Here is a 16,626-nt window from a genome sequence, read left to right as displayed (position 1 = left end):
ACCCTCCTGCCTTAAGTTTCTATGACCTGGATCATTGCTAGTTTTTGCGTAAGTGTCATTGCCGGATGCCATTGGCTTGCAGGCGTGGTTGCAGTACGTCCTGAGCCTGAACAACAACGCTGGGCCTCACTAGGAGGTGGAGCTGGGGTCGCTTATGTCTTCTTACATCTACTGCCAGAACTAGCCATAGGTGGTAATGCACTTTCCGCAACTCCTGGCATGCAGACTTTTGCAACGACACCCGTAATCGAGGCATTGTTGTTTCTAGTCGCACTTCTGGGAGTGACATTCTTTTTCAGTATGGATGTCATCTCCAGCCAGAGCAAAAAAAGCAACTCAATGGTTGCATTAATCCACGGACTTTCCTTCGCATTGATCAACTACTTGTATGCCTACACCCTCCCTTCACTTATCACTACAGGGCGTTTATATGGCCTACTATTCACGGTCGCGATTTCAGCGCATGTACTTGTTGCGGATCGAACGATGGCTCGCCATCATCCACGCGTCTATCGACGAAGATTTCGCTGGCTAGGGACCGCTGCCGTTGTCTTGGGATTCTCGCATGCAGCTCTACTTCATCCAATCTCAGATCTCACTCTTGCTATCGCAACAGCCTTCCTTGGTGGGGGGGTTTTGATCTCAGTTTTCCGTGAAGAGATCCCTACTCCTTCCGCCACGCGCTTGTCGTGGTTTCTAAGCGGACTAGGCATGATGACTCTTCTGCTGCTGAGGGCTCTCAGCCTTTATCACCATTAAAAAGGTCAAGAAAGTAGATCTCCATCACCCCCAGATCGGCTGCACTGCCGTGGTCTTCTTCAGCAGCTACTGGCTGGATGGGAGAACTAGCTAAGGCAAGAGCTGCAGCAACACCAGTAAGCGATAAGGAGAGACGAAAGGCACGCTGCACTGGGATTGAACGCTTAAAAGGTCACTGATTGACAGAGATGTTTTTGGTTGCACCTTTCAGGCCACATCAACTGCAGTAATCGATCTCACCAGCCGTTTAAGCGTACGGCTACCCCTCGACTGAAACCGTCAAAAGCCATGTGAGCACAATCATCAGCAAGCTCGGTGTGCGTGATCGAACTCAAGCAGCAGTCTTTGCGATCAGACATTGCATCGTGGGGTGAGCACGCTCAAAGGCTTTTCCCCCAGGTCAGTTGCCTCAGCCCTCTGAAACGATATCTAGATAAGCGTTGACTAGGCGTAGCTTGCGTTTGTCAGACAAAAGCTCCGTTGTGATGTCGCAATTTAGTTTTTCTAAAATTTCAACTCTGAATTTATCGAAGTAGCTAATTAGCTGTTGTTATTCATCCACCGCTCAGCTCGAACTAAGTTTTCAAGCGCAGCTTCCCCTGGAGAGTCATTTTTAACATCCCCCACATGGGGGAATAGGCCCAGAACTATTTCACCCGGATGGGCGATGTGAATATTGTAAAAAGAAAGCAAGATAAAACAGTTAGCTAAAAACTCTGAGGATTAAAATGACGACAATTTCCATACAAAAATCAAAATCTCAACCCACGCAAAGAGGTGGCCTGAGGTATGTATCAATAGGCTCTGGAGTGGAAACTTACGAGAAAAGAGCACTAAAGGTTGAGATCTCTCACAATCTTCAGACAGGAGAGACTCTCTACTGGGAAGGGCATGGAAGAGGGATTAGCCCTGAGGATTTCATCACTTTTAGCCAGTCTTATGGGGTTTATGGACAAATGCTCCAGGGATCCCTTTACGGAGGCATAAAAGCTAGAGACTCAAGAAGAAATGACATGGGGTTATTTTTCACTACCAAATCTGATGGCGATCCGGACGAGGTGCTGCATTTAGACTTCTATTCCGATCCGGAACGACAAAACTTAATTGGGCGAACATCTACAACCTTAAAAGGTGCTCCATACAAGACTGGTGGGGGCCCTGAGCCAGTCTCGCCTATTAAAGCGCCAAGCAATGTGGAGGTCATCCAGAATTTATTTGCTAACTCTGGTGGAATAATTAACGACTCACAGAGTGTATCCGGAAGTGATATAAATATCAACAGCGGGAACACTTTTGTCTTCAACGATAACTCGTTAACTTACAACATAAATGTGACTGGTGACATTAATCAAGTCACGAATAATGTAGTCAACAACGAATTAAATGTTAGCTTTAGGATATCTGGAACCGCCATGGCAGACAACTTAAAGGGTTCTGTAGAAAAGGCACTAGCGGAATTGCTAGAAGGCGGCGATGGCAATGATGTTCTAACTGGCTTTAGAGGTGCAGATGTACTTTCCGGAGGCAATGGAGATGATCAGCTTCGCGCAGGGAATGGACGTGACTTAATAACAGGTGGCACTGGTGGAGACAGCCTGTATGGAGGCTTTGGACATAACACTTTCACTGGTGAGAGAGATGGGCAGGTTGACTCTCTTTACTTCAAGAGTGATCAATTTGCCTACAACTGGATCTATGACTCAGCTAGCAATAGCCCTAATGGTGAGAAGGTTGATGTGATTAAAGCTCTTGATGCTCATGATCAAGTCTTTGTTCAAGGGGTCGCAACCTCAGAATTATCCTTTGGATCATTGAGTAATTTCTCGACAGCAACAGGTAATTTCTCAGGTGTTGGAATCTATGCGAATGGATTTCTAGAGGCTATCTATGCAGGTGGAGACCTTAATGCCAGTCAGCTCCAGGCCATGACATCTGGAGTTCCTGTCTGATAAATCGTCGGGGAGCCTGAAGCTACGGCTGAAAGCTATACAAAACCCTCGATGGGAAAAGCAGGGCGCGAAGTGTTGTGCGCGATCAATCCCCCGACAAAACCATCAACGCCCCGCCGCGAGCGGGGTTTTTTTATTGGCCTGCTCCAGGCAACAGTTCCCTGCATCCAGGGATCTTCTTCAGAAGAAGACCAAGCCCTGATGCCAGGCGCCAGGGTCAGTATCAGCGTTGCAGCTGCGATCAGTAGAAAGCGCATTTCAGGCCCTGGCCTATCAGGCGACGCTAAGTCTGGACCGTTTTTGAAGTGGATTCAATAGGGAAATGCTTTCCCACTGGGGTGGTGACTGCAGATCTCCGCTTTTTTAAAGCTATCGGCAACGCTTGTAATCTTAAAAAGCCTAGATGGTTAGCAAAAGAAGAAGTGTCCGACAGACTCAACAAATTGCTCAAATACTTGAGAATGTATTGCAGAGGATATTAATAGAAGCAAGCGCTCTGACCAGTGAATATAGAAATACTGAAGTGTCCTCAGGCGTAAAGAGTGTGGTCATAAGTTATCGCAAGGTTTGCCGCTCATTAACAAGATTTCCGTGAGCCTATATACCTGCTGTGAGCAAGATCACAGTTGCGAGTGACTGTAAACACGACAAATGTGGTATCTTTTGAAGAAGCTCGGTAGACAGAGGATATCCTCCTCACTCAAAGAAGCTGAACATGACTTCATCGATCAAGAAAATTTGTGGGCTTTCCGCATTCTGCATGAGTTTCTATATAGCTGCTCCGGTTGCGGCTCACCCATGCCCAGATAGTATTTCGGTAGAACCCACAACGCATCCAATTTCAACTAGAGTTACAAAATCACCTAGTTTTCTGCGAAATTGCGGAGCCTTTAATCCTGCCAATGTGGGAAGCATTAACAGCGGATGCTCAATTATACCGAGGTCCCTTGTTGGTAGCCGTAGTACAGTTCAGATCATCTCCACGGTAAATCGTACTTCTTCTGGGCAGAGTGGGATCTGGTATCGGATAAGGGTTGTAAGTAATTCAACCTCAAACCAAGTAGCCTCAGTCAATGCTGGAGTAGGTGTCATTGGCTGGCTTAGAGCTAATAAACTTTAATGCCAACATTAATAGAAGACATCAAGGCAACTTTCTGAAAGTCAATGGTGCCAGATATCGATGGTTGCTTCAAGCCAATATTGAGGTGTTTCAAGAAATAAAAAGCCCCCGCGATTGCAGGGGCTTTTGGAGGGTATCGTAATAAGGGATAAAACAACACATAAGGCACATCACCGCTGGCACCAGAAATCGACACTCTTGCACTCACGTAACGCGGCCGGCAGATAACGCTCCACACATTCAGTCACAATCCCAATCCCACCATTTACAATCGTGCACCCTTACATCCCGATTGGCTGGTGTTGCAGATAACGCTTGAATTGCAGGCATCACTGCTGGTATGCCAATCCGGCGAGGCAAGGTTGATCCATACGGATGACTTACCAATACCTCCATCACCATCGAGGGTGACAACGGTGTCGAACTGACAGCCGGGTTCAAAGCGTCGTTTTACGGCACCAAGCAAAGCAATCTTCATGTATTGGTCAAAGTCAGGCTCGTTAGTTCCGAGATATGTAGTGCTGATGGAATCGATATCGACCGGTTCAATGGCTGAAGAATCAGCGACGTAATTGAGATAGTTCTGAATGGGGTCGTACCGATTCAGCAACGCCAAGCGCAAAACAGCATCTTTAACGGCTTCTTTGGTGATGCCCCATCCCTGTGCTTGAACCTCTGTGTAAAAGGTTTCGAGATCGGACTCTTCAAGGGGACTGCTATGGACTTCGATCAGACCGGTGACGATATTGAGGCGAATTGATCTAGAAGGAATCGCTTCTCTTAGCCGTATCAGAGCTTTACCGGCATTGAGAGGCGTGGCGACTTCCTTGCCCTTGTCATTTTCAAACCAACCACTTCCCCAGTAATGAAGGAGGGATTGATTGGCTGGTAGTTGAGCAGCACTTACTGCTTCAAAACTTGGATAGATCTGCGGTTCCCCCTGCCGAACAAATTCAGAAAGGCTTGATCCCAAGGAAGCCATCAGAAGCCCTCTGCCAATGGACGAACAGCCGCAGGGCAAGGAAAGCATGGTGTTGCGCAACACCTTGAACCTCGTGTTCCGGAACACGAAGTGCCGAGCATGCTCACCCGGGTAAGCATGGTGATGCGCAGCACCTTGAACCTCGTTACCCGGGTAACGAAGTGAGTCAAAGAAACTCATGGTGTTGCCCAACACCTTGAACTTCGTTATCCGGATAACGATGTAAACCAAGGAGAAAGCAAGGTGACCCGGGTCACCTTGAGCAGAGTGATCCGGATCACTCTGAACTCCCAAAGAAAAGCAGCGTTACGCCCATAACTCTGAACATCGTGACGCCCGTCACGATGTCAACAGCCGCAGGGCAGGAAAAGAACTCATGGTTATCCGGATAACCTTGAACATCGTTATGCGCATGAAGAATGGACCTGGAAAGAACTTATTGCCTGGCAAATTCCGAGAGCTTTGCTAAAATTGGTAAAAGAAAAAGCCTACACACTCAAAGCCCTCAAGGGGCTTTTTATTTCTTCAACGACTTCCCTATTCGCTTAAAGGGCATCCGAAACCTCACACGATCTTGAAGAATAGAAGCTAGGCAATCTCCGGCAGGTTCCTAAAATATTTTAGTTCTGCTAATTTCTCCGAGAAGGTGTGACCAACCTCACAGCTGTGAATGAGCTAGTTCATAACACGAGATTGTCGATGTTGGGATAATTTACATGCAAGACTTGAAATTCACCAATGGCCAACCAATTAGGGCAATTCATTAGAAAGAGTAAAAGCGATGCTTCTCTAAAGGCACAGCTCAAATCAAATTGTGCTGATGTAGTTGCTATTGCAAAGGCTCATGGGTTTGTGATCACAGAAGAAGATTTGAATGACTTTGAAGAAAGTTCAAAAGCTTTTATAGATCGAACGATCAAGTCCATTGGCATGGGAGATCCCGAAGAAACTATGAAACGATATCAAGTCTATAACTTGGTTTTATCAGCTTGGATTCGACAAAAAACTAAGCCGATTCAGCTATGAACTTTTTATAATTTATACAAAGTTAGCTATTTTACTAAAGCAAAGACACTGAAACGAAGTCAACCAAGAGAAGAGCATGGTGTCGGGCGACACCTTGACCCAGCGTGTTCCGGAACACTCTGAACTTCGTGTTGCGCAACACGAAGTGAGCCAAAGGAAAAGCAGCGTGACCCGGGTCACTCTGAACCTCGTGATCCGGATCACTAAGTCAACCAACAGCCGCCGGGCAGGAAAGAACCTTCTATTAAGCAGTGCTACTGAAAGTGGGCGGCCGCCCACCTGGCATTCCACGTGGTCTCGGGCCGACTGAAGAGGCAGGGACTGCAGGGCATTTGCCACGCATGACTGAGAAGCCTGGTACGGCAGGCTGACAATTGTCCGCCTGCTCCTGAGCCTTTTCTGGTTAATAAAACCCTGGCAACTGCACCGGCTACACCTGCCGCCGCTACTGATAATTAAAAGCTCTGTCGGGAAGCCTGAAGCCATGAAAGCGAGGCTGAGAGCTATACAAGACCCGAAAGGGAAAAGCAGGGGTCGTTGAGTAGTCGCTATCGATCTCCCGACTGAATATTCACAGGACCCGCCTCGAGCGGTTTTTTTGTTCGCTAATCAACTACACCCCCAAAGTGGGGAGAACATTCACCGGAAATATCCCACGTTGAGGTGATGTAGTTACAGACTAATTCAGCGATGTTGAAGAGGTCCATGAGGGGGTCCTCCACATCCTGAGATAAATGACAGAAACATCCAGCCCAAAAAAGCAAAAAAAGTATCGCCTTCCAAAGAGGCAGAAGGAAGTTCTTGATCAGCTTCTTGTTAGCATCCGAAGTGCACCCAATGTCACGGCGAGACTAAACAGAAAAACAATTACATGCTTGCTAAGCAGCACGCAGGATAAATTATATGCAGGAGTAGAAATGAGAAAGAACAAATTTTCCTTGACCTATAGAGTTGAACAGGACAAGGCAGATAACAGTCAATTAGTTCATGACCTATTTCGCGAGGTTTCGCAAGGGCTCAGTTGCGCAAAAATCACTACTGGAAAGTTTTATACTCAAATACTATTAGATGCCGACATAGCAAAAATGAACCTTCTGATTCGGAGGTTGGCAGACAAGCTAGAAGATGAGGATCTGGGCAACTCACTGACTAATGGCACGCAAAATTTTCTCCAGCTAGGTACACAGTGCGATCAATCTTACTTTGATGATGTAGCACAAATTATTCACTTCTCTTCTAGAGAAAATCTAAAATGGCCTTTCGAGGGCTCCTTTCGCAAAACACTAGGCTTTGACTCTGTGGACCGACTCATTACGATTGGGCACTCTCAACTTGCTCTAAGCGAAAAGGCAAATGAACTTTGGAGGGAGCATGTTGTTCCAGTAGTAATGATTAAACGAAAAGTTTATGAGATGGCTAAAAACCATGCTCCACCCAGAGTTATCAGTGAGTTCCTCAAAGCTCATCTTGCCATACTAATTATTACCAGGAAGGAAGCTGACCTTATGGACCGACAGCTTACAGAGAGCAACGAGAGTCTTAGAACTTCAATGCCGGAAGGATGGGATTGGGGCCAGGATCCTCTTGCTAGGATTAAAGCTGTGGGAATAAAGCCTCACCTGATTGGTGGGTACCAACCTCATCCATGGCAAGGCTGGAAGCCCACTGCAGTGAATAGCCTTTGGTATTGGCTAAATAAACCAATATTGAATTTCTAACTACCAGTCGGAAAGCCTGAAGCCCTTGCGAGACGGCCTCAAACCAGCGGGGCTCGTTTGATTTCTTCAAGCCACGGGTTCTGCAGACCTTGCCCTCGCTGAAGAAGAGCTGAGGTTCTCCTAGGCATTGGTCCGAACGATGAGGCAATTCACTTCCCACATTCGTTAGCCGAACACCCGCAGGAGTCTGGCCACATTCGTGCAACCTTCTTCTAGGAGTTCGTCGTTGCCATCAGGGTCGCTGCAGGTAATAACGACATCAGAGAAGCAATGGCAACCAAAGGACCTCTCCATTCATTTAAAAGCGAACCCTGAACACGTACCTCCGCTTTTTTAAAGCTATCGGCAACGACGAAAAGCCCCGCCAGATCTGGCGGGGCTGCTGATCGCATTGGGGCAGTTACGCAAGGAATGAGTTGTTGTCCCAGAACAATGCCAGTTCCTGATTGGCTTCCAGCGCATGGGCCCGGCGGATAGCACTTTCGGCATTGGCCAGACCGTTGCCGAAGGTGGTGTCAACCCCCCCGGTGCCGAGGTCCATGGCACTGCTGATCAGGATTTCTCGCAGTTGGCCGCCGGTCAGATCGTTGTTCTCGCTCCAGACCAGCGCTGCCACACCGGCCAGATTCGGGTTGGAAGCTGACGTGCCATCAAACCAGCTTCTGGTGCCGTCGACGTCCATGGCCCAGCTGTCCGTAGGAGCAACAAGTGTGAGGTTGCTCCCGCGATTGGAATAGGTCGCCAGGCTGACGTCGGTCGCGTTGATCAGTCCGTCAATGTCCGTTCGGAGACCGCTTTCAAGGGCTCCGACGCTGGTGATGTTGTCGTAACTGACCGCTGCTTCTGCAACTCCAGAGACGGTCGTTAAGTAATCGTTCTCACTGAACGTCTGGCCACCTCCATTGCCGGCTGCGATTGCAAAGAAGCCCCAGGGTCGGCTGGCAGCGAATTCTGCTTCGACTTCTTCCCTTGTGCTGGCTCCATCAGATGTCCATGGCCAGTCGCCTTGAACACCTCCTTGGAAGACGATGCGTTGGTGCCCCTCGCGTCGCTCACGTGTTTGTTCGAGGGCGGCTTCGAAGCCGATGCCGTTCTGATTCGCTGTTTTGGCGTTGAAGCTCCAGAGCTGACTGTCTGGAGCGATGCCGGCGACACCGGTGCCGTCGTGGCGTGCGGCCATCAGGCTCATCGACCGATGGCCATGCTCGGAGTTATAGCTGTTGACTTCGGTCAAGTAATCGACATGGTCGATTTCGGCGTTGAAGGCTGGCGAACCGCTGCCGTCGTCGCGTAAGCCACTATCCAGAGACACCAGCACCACATCGTTGGACCCGGTGTTGAAGCGCCAGGCGCCTGGCACATCCATGACATTGGTGTTCCATTGGAGTTCGCTTGTGGCATCAAGGTTCGGTGTTAGATCGATCGTCGCATCGCTGAAGCGCAATCGTTCGATTCCTTGGAGATAAAGCTCATCGCCATTGCTCAGGGTGAGGCTGTCGAAAACGGTCCCGCCGTAGAAGGCTTGACGGCCGAGATCCGCAGCCTCGGCCGGATCAATGCCAGCGCGTCCGTTGAACGAAACAACGTCGCCACTGTTGATGTTCTCAAGGTGGAGGAAATCGGTGCCGCCACGGCCTCGGTAGATCCGGCCTGATCCCGCTGCTGGAGCAACTTCCTGGTAGATCAGGTCGTTGCCAGTTTCATCACCAACGTGCTGTGAACCCCACCGCAGCGGTTTGATCAATGTGATCGGTTCTTCAAATGATTCGAAAACATGCTTAGTGGATCCTGAGCTCACTGATGTTTCGACATGAATGGCGTATCGATCACGCAGGCTCCAAGTGGAGATTGCATCCAGTTTGTCCTTGAGATTGACCAGGGCCGTTCCACGGATGGGGTCGACCACTTCCGTTCCCAGGTTGATGACGCTTCCCGTTTCCATGTCGGTCGCGGTGACAGTGACGTCCACGAGACTCATTGGCTGTGAGTGGCGTCGACCAAAGCGGTCAATGTCAATTTGATTGAGGTGTCGATATTTGTTGGGATCGAGATTGATCTTTAGGGCGCCATCCTCGAAAACTTCAGCCAGGCTGCTGTCTCCTGAAGCGTCGGTGATGCGTCGTTCTTTGAGTTCTGGAAGTTGAGGTTCAAATTCGAGTCCAGGTTTGAGCCAGCTCGGATTAAAGAGCTTTGGATTGATTCCACTGGCTTCGAGGATCTGCTTATCCAATGGTGTGTCGTACTTAAAAACACTGTCATCGATAGATTTGACAGTGATCTTCTGGGGGGGGTGTGTGAACTTTTCGTTTTCGAAATCGCTGTTAGCAGTGATGCCTTTGTTCGGGTCTTGATGTGGCGACTTGTTGTTGCTTGAGTGCTGCGATGTGAACAGTTTGTGAAATATTTTTTGGAGGTCAAGGTCTGTCATGGGGAAGATTGGTGGAAGAAAGTTGTAACTGTGTTAGCTTCTTCAACGCTTGGTCATTATTTGGTGATCTGAGTCACGCATGGTTGTGAGGTTCTACAGGTAATGGAGGTTTTGGGCCTGCATTTCTGTAAGTACTATCGCCATAAGGCCAAAGGCGCTCCCAAGAGCCACTGGGGCCGCGCATGCTGAAACGATTGGTGAGCCCGAAGCTTCAGCTGAAAGCTATACAACACCCTCGATGGGGAAAGCAGGGCGCGAAGTGTTGTGTGCGATCAATCCCCCGACAAAACCATCAACGCCCCGCCTCGTGTGGGTTTTTTATTGGCCTGCTCCAGGCAACAGTTCCCTGCATCCAGGGATCTTCTTTAGTTTGAGGCTCGAAGGGGGAAGGCTCGTTCAGTTGTTATTTGATTCCAAGACGGAGCGGCCGTCTGGTGCAATCACCACCACGGTCACCACGCTTGGCTCTGCATCGTTTTGTTCCCAGCCTGGAGGACCACCTGGAATCGTGAATTCAATGCCTTGTGAATCAGAGCGGGTGATGCAGGGGTTGCCCATGGCGCTGGCAAACATGCAAGTGCTAGGGCGGTATTGACTCAGTCCACCATTGAGTGACACGGCTGTTCCGCGAGCCAAGTTGATTGCCCTTCGGGCAGCCAGGGGGTCAAGTGTTGTGTCCGATGGAGCCTGGAAAGGCTGCCCAGATCCGGATTCATCTTCATCGTCGTAGGGGGCAACTGTGGAACCTGTGCTCGGTGGCACCGTTTCGGGTTCTGATTCGCTCTCGTTGCTGAGGGGTGTCGTGGTTCCGTTGCTGGGAAGACAGCTCACGCTGGGGGTGGTGATGTCGATGTCGCTGATGGCGACCTGTTCGCCGGACTGGCGATCAAAGCATCGATAAGCGTTGGCTTCGGCTTTTGGAGTGAAGATGAGTGTGCTGCTAGCGAGGAGAATTAGACCCGCAGCGCTTTGATGGACTATGCGCATGTCTGAATCATCAATGAGTTTGCGTTTGATTCGGAAAGGACTTATGGCGATGGAAGGGGTTGATCTCGCCATGACACGAGGCTTTGTTGGTTTGTTCTTTCAGCATTTTGGAGGCCCTGCTTGCCTTTTTGATGTGGAGAGCAGGGCGGAAGTTTTGCTTCTACGCGGAGGGTGTGTCGGGGCTTAGAGGATCAGCGGAAGACATCTTTAATCCCCTCTGCTAACAGCTTGCCAATGTGCTTGCCGAGGGCTTCACCGATTTGTGAGCCTGTGGAAGCTTCAGGATTGGTTTCATCTTCATATACATCTTCATCTTCGTAGGCAATGTCTTCGTTCCCAACGTCTTCGTTTCCAATGTCTTCGTCTGCAATGTCGATGTCAGAGTCAGCATCCTGGTCGAAATCTTCACCTGTACCGGTGTTATCAACAATGATGTCATCGTCCTCTGAATCGATGCCGGAATCCTCGGTGAGGGTTGTGCCTGGAACTGGCAGGCAGCTGATGGCCATGCTGGTCATGTCGACGGCACTGCGGGCAACCAGTTTTTCAGTGCTGCGCTCAAAGCAGTCAAAAGCAATGGTCATGGCGTTGACCTCTTGCGGCTGAACAGACAGAAGCGCAGCGGAGGAGAGGGTGAGAGAGGAGAGGATGGAGAGTGAGCGGTTCATGGTGGCGAGGGTGTGGGGAGAGAAGTGGAAGTGCTGTGTGTCCCACCGATCAACCCAAGATCTCTGAGAGTGGGAGATGGGTTGATGAGCTGTGTCATGGGTGGTTGTGATGTTGATCACAGGCAAGAAAAAACCCCGCAGCGGGCGGGGTTTTGGGGAGGTGTGAGCTGGCTGTCGTTAGCTAAATCTGGCCCGGTTGTGCCGCTGCCGTTACCGCGCCAGCTCACTGAAAGCTGGCTTCCTAGCAAGCAGGAGTGTTGCTGATGGAGCCTGGATTTTGTGTGGGAGACCATGAGGTGTTGAAGCCAGGGTTGCCGCCGACTTTGACCAGACCGTTGCTTGTGATGCGCAGTTTGAGGGAGCCTGTGCTGCGATTGCAGTAGTTTTTCCAGCTGGCATTAATGATGTTGCCCTGGATGTTGCCGGTGATCAGATTGAAGGGCTTGCCATTGAGGAAGCCTTTCATCTGGAATGAATTGCCGCTGCGTTGTACGGAATAGACGCCTTTGTTATTGCCTCTGAACCAGCCGTTGAGGTTGACCTGCGACTGTTGCTGCTGACAAGCAGGAGTGTTGCTGATGGAACCTGGATTTTGTGTGGGAGACCATGAGGTGTTGAAGCCAGGGTTGCCGCCGACTTTGACCAGACCGTTGCTTGTGATGCGCAGTTTGAGGGAGCCTGTGCTGCGATTGCAGTAGTTTTTCCAGCTGGCATTAATGATGTTGCCCTGGATGTTGCCGGTGATCAGATTGAAGGGCTTGCCATTGAGGAAGCCTTTCATCTGGAATGAATTGCCGCTGCGTTGTACGGAATAGACGCCTTTGTTATTGCCTCTGAACCAGCCGTTGAGGTTGACCTGCGACTGTTGCTGCTGACAAGCAGGAGTGTTGCTGATGGAGCCTGGATTTTGTGTGGGAGACCATGAGGTGTTGAAGCCAGGGTTGCCGCCGACTTTGACCAGACCGTTGCTTGTGATGCGCAGTTTGAGGGAGCCTGTGCTGCGATTGCAGTAGTTTTTCCAGCTGGCATTAATGATGTTGCCCTGGATGTTGCCGGTGATCAGATTGAAGGGCTTGCCATTGAGGAAGCCTTTCATTTGGAATGAATTGCCGCTGCGTTGTGCGGAATAGACGCCTTTGTTATTGCCTCTGAACCAGCCGTTGAGGTTGACCTGCGGTTGTTGCTGCTGACAAGCAGGAGTGTTGCTGATGGAACCTGGATTTTGTGTGGGAGACCATGAGGTGTTGAAGCCAGGGTTGCCGCCGACTTTGACCAGACCGTTGCTTGTGATGCGCAGTTTGAGGGAGCCTGTGCTGCGATTGCAGTAGTTTTTCCAGCTGGCATTAATGATGTTGCCCTGGATGTTGCCGGTGATCAGATTGAAGGGCTTGCCATTGAGGAAGCCTTTCATCTGGAATGAATTGCCGCTGCGTTGTACGGAATAGACGCCTTTGTTATTGCCTCTGAACCAGCCGTTGAGGTTGACCTGCGGTTGTGGGCTGGGGCTCGTTGGCCCGGACCCGATGCGCGTTAGCCGATATTGCAGTGCTTTGGGTACGTTGCCGCCCATGGTCGCAGCATTGGCGTAAAGCATGTTGTTGGAGCGCTGGATCACCCATTGCTGATTGGAGAGTGATTGAAGCTGCAGGATGTTGCCGACCCTGTTGGCGCGGAACAGACGGGTTTTGCTGGCGGTGTTGCAGCCACGCATCAGTTTCAGTGCGTTCTGAGAGTTCACGCTCACCCAGCGATTGGGATCTTGAGTACTTCGCAGGGCGTAGGTACCTCCATTGAGGCCATCTCGATTGCCCAGGTCATAGATGTCGAAGGTTTCCCAGCTGGTGCTGCCGCCCACGCTGTTGCTTTTGGCGCCGACATAGGCACCGGAACCAATGCCGGCCCGCACGTATTTATTGTTGAGTTCCGATTTCAAGGTGTAGCGGCCCAGCAGCATTCCGCTGTCGCATCGGGTGGCTGCCTGGGCGGAGAGAGCGGTGAGTGTGTTGAGGCCGCTAAGACCAGCTGCGGCTGCGAAGCTCAGGGCGAGGGATTTGGTGGCGAAATACATCGGTTGAAAGGTGAGGATTAGTAGTGCTGTTAGGGAGAAGCGGTGCTAGATCACCGATGAGCCCAGGATCTCCGTGATCGCATGCAGAGTTGTCGTTGGTGCTCGCATCCTTTTGTGATGTTGGTCACAGTGAACAGATTTGGCAATTTGCGTGTCAGAAGACTTTTCGAGCTGGTAAATGGATCAAGGCCAGTTGGGGCTTAAAGACATCCTCACAGCAACCGTTGGACGTGTTCTTTCCACTGCTTAACATCGGTACTGTTGCCGATGAGTTGATCGGCAAGTTGCCCTTTTTGCTCCAAAGTCCATTGGGCGTCGATGCGAGCCCGTGCTTCTAATTCATTCAGCTGATCCCGTGTCTGTAAGCGTTCAAGCTGCTGATGGCTACCAGTCTTGGCTGGGACTCGACATCGAACAGATTGGAAAGGGTGTAGCTGTCGAGGTCGATTCGGATTAGATGGTGCCTTTATTGGTTGAAGAATAGAGAGAGGGACAGGCTTATGGCATGGCAGATGTGAGTCAGTCAAAAGATCCATTGATTTATTGGAGGCTGATATAATGCTCTGTAGAGCTTTTGAGGCCTATTGTGATGAATCTCACGAAAATAATTGATTGGCCTCACATTTTGATCGTTGGCAGGGATATATGCTTGGAGTATTGAGGGAATTAGTCAACCCTCAATCAATCCTTCTTCATTATCATGCTCAACATTAGATACGCTGGTAAATGTGCGCTTTTCGCTTCCCTAATGTTACTGCCATTAGGGGTTGGATCTCTTCCTTCAGCTCGCTCCCAAAGCTTGCCTCAAAGTTATGAGCCTCAGCCCTCAGCGGAGAATTTCAAGCCCAGGATTCCTGATGGAATACGGGATCCATTTGGTCAATGTGATATCCAGCTGTTCTGGCGGATTACAACTCCGACCAGTTCCTTTAAATACCGTTCAGTGGGTGGGTCTTCTGGGTCGGTTACGGCACCGGGTAAATACACCTCCAGTCAGATCATTCGTGCTTTCCCGGTCTATAAGAATGTAGGCAAAGGAAACTGTAAATCGTTTACAAATCGAATTCAGATGCGGCAGACGGTTGATGGCGCCCATTCAGGAACCTTTGATCGTAATGAAGTTATTTGCCGAGGATCTGGTCCCATCAATTCCCTACGTCCCGGTGAAACATGCAATGCAGATGGTGTGAAATTGGCTTCTCCTGCAGCATGCCCGATTGGAGGGGGTAAATTTTTTGCTCAGGCGGCTCGTATGAATTGGGATCGAAATCAGCGTAATAACACCTACAAAGTTATATTTAAGACACGACGCGGTGATAGGCCCTGCCCTCAGGGATCTTGATTGCACTGTTATCTAATCCCCATGCTTAGTGCAGGTAGCTGGCAACATATTTAGATGGCTAATGCGGCCTTGCCTCAGGCAACTTCTCCTTCTTCCTCAGCTAAACGCCGGGCAAGAAGAGTTCAAGCCAAAGCTGCTGCTTCTGAACCAACCAATCTGGTGACTGAGGAATAAAACTTCTCAGGCGGGGTTCGATTCCCCGCACTGGTTATTGCCCACGATCTCCCCTACCCTTTATATCTCTCCTCCTCAGGCTTTTGCTTGGGGGGTGAGGCGTTGCCTTACGTCAGCACTTCGCTTTAACCACACTGGGATCGAGTGGGGGATTCGTGTGTCTTCACCACAAACTGCATTCCATCAATCTCCATCAACAACATCACGCTCATACATACAGCTCCCCATTCCCCAAACTCTTCTCCATCCAATACGCCAACAGAATGAAGCTCAATACCTCGCTCCCAATACTTCTCCAACACCAGCATCTCTTCCCGTAACCTTTCGATCCCTTCTGAGACTTTGCTCTCCATACGTCTACAAGGTCTGCTCAGTCAACTTAACCTGGTCGTACTAACTACCTGACTCATGCCTTTCACTAACGGCACCTGGATCTCCTACTTCACCCAAAACGGACAGCTGATGAAATCCATCACCTTTATTCATGGCGGTAAAGCAACTTCCACCATCACCGTCCCCTGCTAAATCAACAGCCGCCGGGCGAGAGGTAGCAAGTTCATTGATTTGGAAGTACCGGAAATGTTCTGCGATATAGGCGAGGGATTTGAGCTGACTATCTATGCGTAAGCGATGAAGTTGATCTAGGCCGGGATGTTCTCTCCAGATCTGACGCAGATGGGATCTAAGAGCAGCGCCACGAGCTTGTGCATCGTTGATGACCTGTTCAGCCGCTTTGAGTTGATCAGGTGTGCAGCTATAGAAGTCCGGGATATTCCATGCGAGCTGAAAGGCATCGTGGAACTGTTCAATGGCATCAGCCCATTGAGAACGTTTTGCTTGAAGTGAAAGGAGTTTTTGATTGGGACGCGGACGACGGGAATAATCCTTTTCGCCCGGTTGTCTTGGTTTATGTGGCCTGAATACGGCTGCCATGCCGCTGAAGCCACCATCACGGCGAAGTAATGCCCAGGGCTCGCCATCGATAGTGATGGTGTCACCGATCTCTAGATCAGAAGGCGGGGCAAAGCGATCACCTTGAAAACAAAGGATCAGATCATCAGACCAACGGCAGTTGCCATTGGCATTGCGACCACAGCACGGGCAGGGTTGCTGACGAGATGAACGGTTCATGCCTCCCCCTCCTCATAGGTCTCGACTTTTTCTTGCTTGTTTTTCAGTCGCGCCTCACGTTGAGCGTCTTCTTTTTGCGTCGCTTCAATCGTTCGCTGAACTAGCAGCTCAATGATGGAAGGCACGTTGTAAAGGACGCTGCTGTGCTTGCCGCCGGTTGAATAGATCCAATCGATGCCAGGGCGCAACCTGCGCTCACGGCGCATGCAGCGAAGAGTGCTGGGTTTCATTGCAAGCAGTTCACTTGCAACAGCCTCCGGCACCCATACAGGGT

Annotated in this window: 18 protein-coding genes and 1 pseudogene; 7 read left to right on the top strand and 12 right to left on the bottom strand. The window is 50.0% G+C overall.

Annotated features, from left to right (window positions below; genetic code table 11):
- Positions 1-21: 21 nt before the first annotated feature.
- Complete coding sequence (locus tag SIB74_RS04260; RefSeq protein WP_063395195.1) at positions 22-759, top strand: hypothetical protein; 738 nt, start codon at positions 22-24, stop codon at positions 757-759.
- Here the strand turns inward: SIB74_RS04260 and SIB74_RS04255 are convergent.
- Positions 740-910, bottom strand: a complete 171-nt coding sequence (locus SIB74_RS04255; RefSeq protein WP_369818005.1) for a hypothetical protein — start codon at positions 908-910, stop codon at positions 740-742. The two genes, SIB74_RS04260 and SIB74_RS04255, sit on opposite strands and share 20 nt — an antisense overlap.
- A gap of 109 nt (positions 911-1,019) precedes the next feature.
- On the opposite strand from SIB74_RS04255, the pseudogene SIB74_RS04250 reads away from it, so the two are divergent.
- Positions 1,020-1,133: pseudogene (locus SIB74_RS04250) on the top strand (LuxR C-terminal-related transcriptional regulator); the annotation flags it as partial.
- A gap of 354 nt (positions 1,134-1,487) precedes the next feature.
- The gene (locus SIB74_RS04245) at positions 1,488-2,708 is read left to right on the top strand and encodes a calcium-binding protein (protein WP_063395196.1); all 1,221 of its coding nucleotides are present in this window, start codon (positions 1,488-1,490) and stop codon (positions 2,706-2,708) included.
- A gap of 35 nt (positions 2,709-2,743) precedes the next feature.
- Here SIB74_RS04245 and SIB74_RS04240 read toward each other — a convergent pair whose 3' ends face one another.
- Both SIB74_RS04240 and SIB74_RS04235 read right to left on the bottom strand, forming a co-directional pair.
- Positions 2,744-2,965 carry a hypothetical protein gene (locus tag SIB74_RS04240; protein ID WP_156486042.1) on the bottom strand — a complete coding sequence of 74 codons (222 nt, stop codon included), beginning with the start codon at positions 2,963-2,965 and terminating at the stop codon, positions 2,744-2,746.
- A gap of 1,128 nt (positions 2,966-4,093) precedes the next feature.
- Positions 4,094-4,990 carry a VapE domain-containing protein gene (locus tag SIB74_RS04235; protein ID WP_156486044.1) on the bottom strand — a complete coding sequence of 299 codons (897 nt, stop codon included), beginning with the start codon at positions 4,988-4,990 and terminating at the stop codon, positions 4,094-4,096.
- 558 nt (positions 4,991-5,548) lie between these two features.
- Between SIB74_RS04235 and SIB74_RS04230 the strand changes: the two genes are divergently transcribed.
- Both SIB74_RS04230 and SIB74_RS04225 read left to right on the top strand, forming a co-directional pair.
- A complete protein-coding gene (locus SIB74_RS04230) occupies positions 5,549-5,836 on the top strand; it encodes a Nif11-like leader peptide family RiPP precursor (protein ID WP_011825916.1) in 288 nt (95 codons plus the stop codon).
- 734 nt (positions 5,837-6,570) lie between these two features.
- Positions 6,571-7,554, top strand: coding sequence for a hypothetical protein (locus SIB74_RS04225; protein WP_011825915.1), 984 nt, complete (start codon positions 6,571-6,573; stop codon positions 7,552-7,554).
- Positions 7,555-7,766: 212 nt separating this feature from the next.
- On the opposite strand, the gene SIB74_RS04220 is transcribed toward SIB74_RS04225, so the two are convergent.
- The 4 genes from SIB74_RS04220 to SIB74_RS04205 form a co-directional block, all read right to left on the bottom strand.
- Positions 7,767-7,946, bottom strand: a complete 180-nt coding sequence (locus SIB74_RS04220; RefSeq protein WP_011825914.1) for a hypothetical protein — start codon at positions 7,944-7,946, stop codon at positions 7,767-7,769.
- 8 nt (positions 7,947-7,954) lie between these two features.
- Entirely contained in the window at positions 7,955-9,982 is a 2,028-nt protein-coding gene (locus SIB74_RS04215; protein WP_011825913.1) for a S8 family peptidase, read from the bottom strand.
- A 396-nt stretch (positions 9,983-10,378) separates the two neighbouring features.
- A complete protein-coding gene (locus SIB74_RS04210; RefSeq protein ID WP_011825912.1) occupies positions 10,379-11,041 on the bottom strand; it encodes a hypothetical protein in 663 nt (220 codons plus the stop codon).
- Positions 11,042-11,160: 119 nt separating this feature from the next.
- Positions 11,161-11,637 (bottom strand): hypothetical protein, encoded by a 477-nt coding sequence (locus SIB74_RS04205; protein WP_156486045.1) that lies wholly within the window; start codon positions 11,635-11,637, stop codon positions 11,161-11,163.
- 30 nt (positions 11,638-11,667) lie between these two features.
- Between SIB74_RS04205 and SIB74_RS04200 the strand changes: the two genes are divergently transcribed.
- A complete protein-coding gene (locus SIB74_RS04200; RefSeq protein ID WP_413681780.1) occupies positions 11,668-11,901 on the top strand; it encodes a hypothetical protein in 234 nt (77 codons plus the stop codon).
- On the opposite strand, the gene SIB74_RS04195 is transcribed toward SIB74_RS04200, so the two are convergent.
- Positions 11,879-13,705 (bottom strand): fascin domain-containing protein, encoded by a 1,827-nt coding sequence (locus tag SIB74_RS04195; protein ID WP_413681779.1) that lies wholly within the window; start codon positions 13,703-13,705, stop codon positions 11,879-11,881. The genes SIB74_RS04200 and SIB74_RS04195 overlap by 23 nt on opposite strands.
- Before the next feature lie 212 nt (positions 13,706-13,917).
- Positions 13,918-14,232 carry a dephospho-CoA kinase gene (locus SIB74_RS04190; RefSeq protein WP_231906003.1) on the bottom strand — a complete coding sequence of 105 codons (315 nt, stop codon included), beginning with the start codon at positions 14,230-14,232 and terminating at the stop codon, positions 13,918-13,920.
- Positions 14,233-14,453: 221 nt separating this feature from the next.
- Here SIB74_RS04190 and SIB74_RS04185 point away from each other — a divergent pair, with 221 nt between their 5' ends.
- Entirely contained in the window at positions 14,454-15,047 is a 594-nt protein-coding gene (locus SIB74_RS04185) for a hypothetical protein (protein ID WP_041374783.1), read from the top strand.
- 299 nt (positions 15,048-15,346) lie between these two features.
- Here SIB74_RS04185 and SIB74_RS04180 read toward each other — a convergent pair whose 3' ends face one another.
- From SIB74_RS04180 to SIB74_RS04170, 3 genes are read right to left on the bottom strand one after another with little or no spacing between them, the layout of a single operon-like run.
- The gene (locus SIB74_RS04180; RefSeq protein WP_011825905.1) at positions 15,347-15,574 is read right to left on the bottom strand and encodes a hypothetical protein; all 228 of its coding nucleotides are present in this window, start codon (positions 15,572-15,574) and stop codon (positions 15,347-15,349) included.
- A 40-nt stretch (positions 15,575-15,614) separates the two neighbouring features.
- Positions 15,615-16,352, bottom strand: a complete 738-nt coding sequence (locus tag SIB74_RS04175) for a hypothetical protein (protein ID WP_063395313.1) — start codon at positions 16,350-16,352, stop codon at positions 15,615-15,617.
- Positions 16,349-16,615, bottom strand: a complete 267-nt coding sequence (locus tag SIB74_RS04170; RefSeq protein ID WP_041374782.1) for a hypothetical protein — start codon at positions 16,613-16,615, stop codon at positions 16,349-16,351. The genes SIB74_RS04175 and SIB74_RS04170 overlap by 4 nt, the downstream gene beginning before the upstream one ends.
- Positions 16,616-16,626: the final 11 nt, after the last annotated feature.

Source organism: Prochlorococcus sp. MIT 1306, assembly GCF_047304515.1.
In the GTDB taxonomy this organism is placed as follows: Bacteria; Cyanobacteriota; Cyanobacteriia; order PCC-6307; family Cyanobiaceae; genus Prochlorococcus; species Prochlorococcus marinus_D.
Note: the sequence above shows the minus strand (reverse complement) of the source record. Positions and strands in the feature narration are given on the sequence as shown.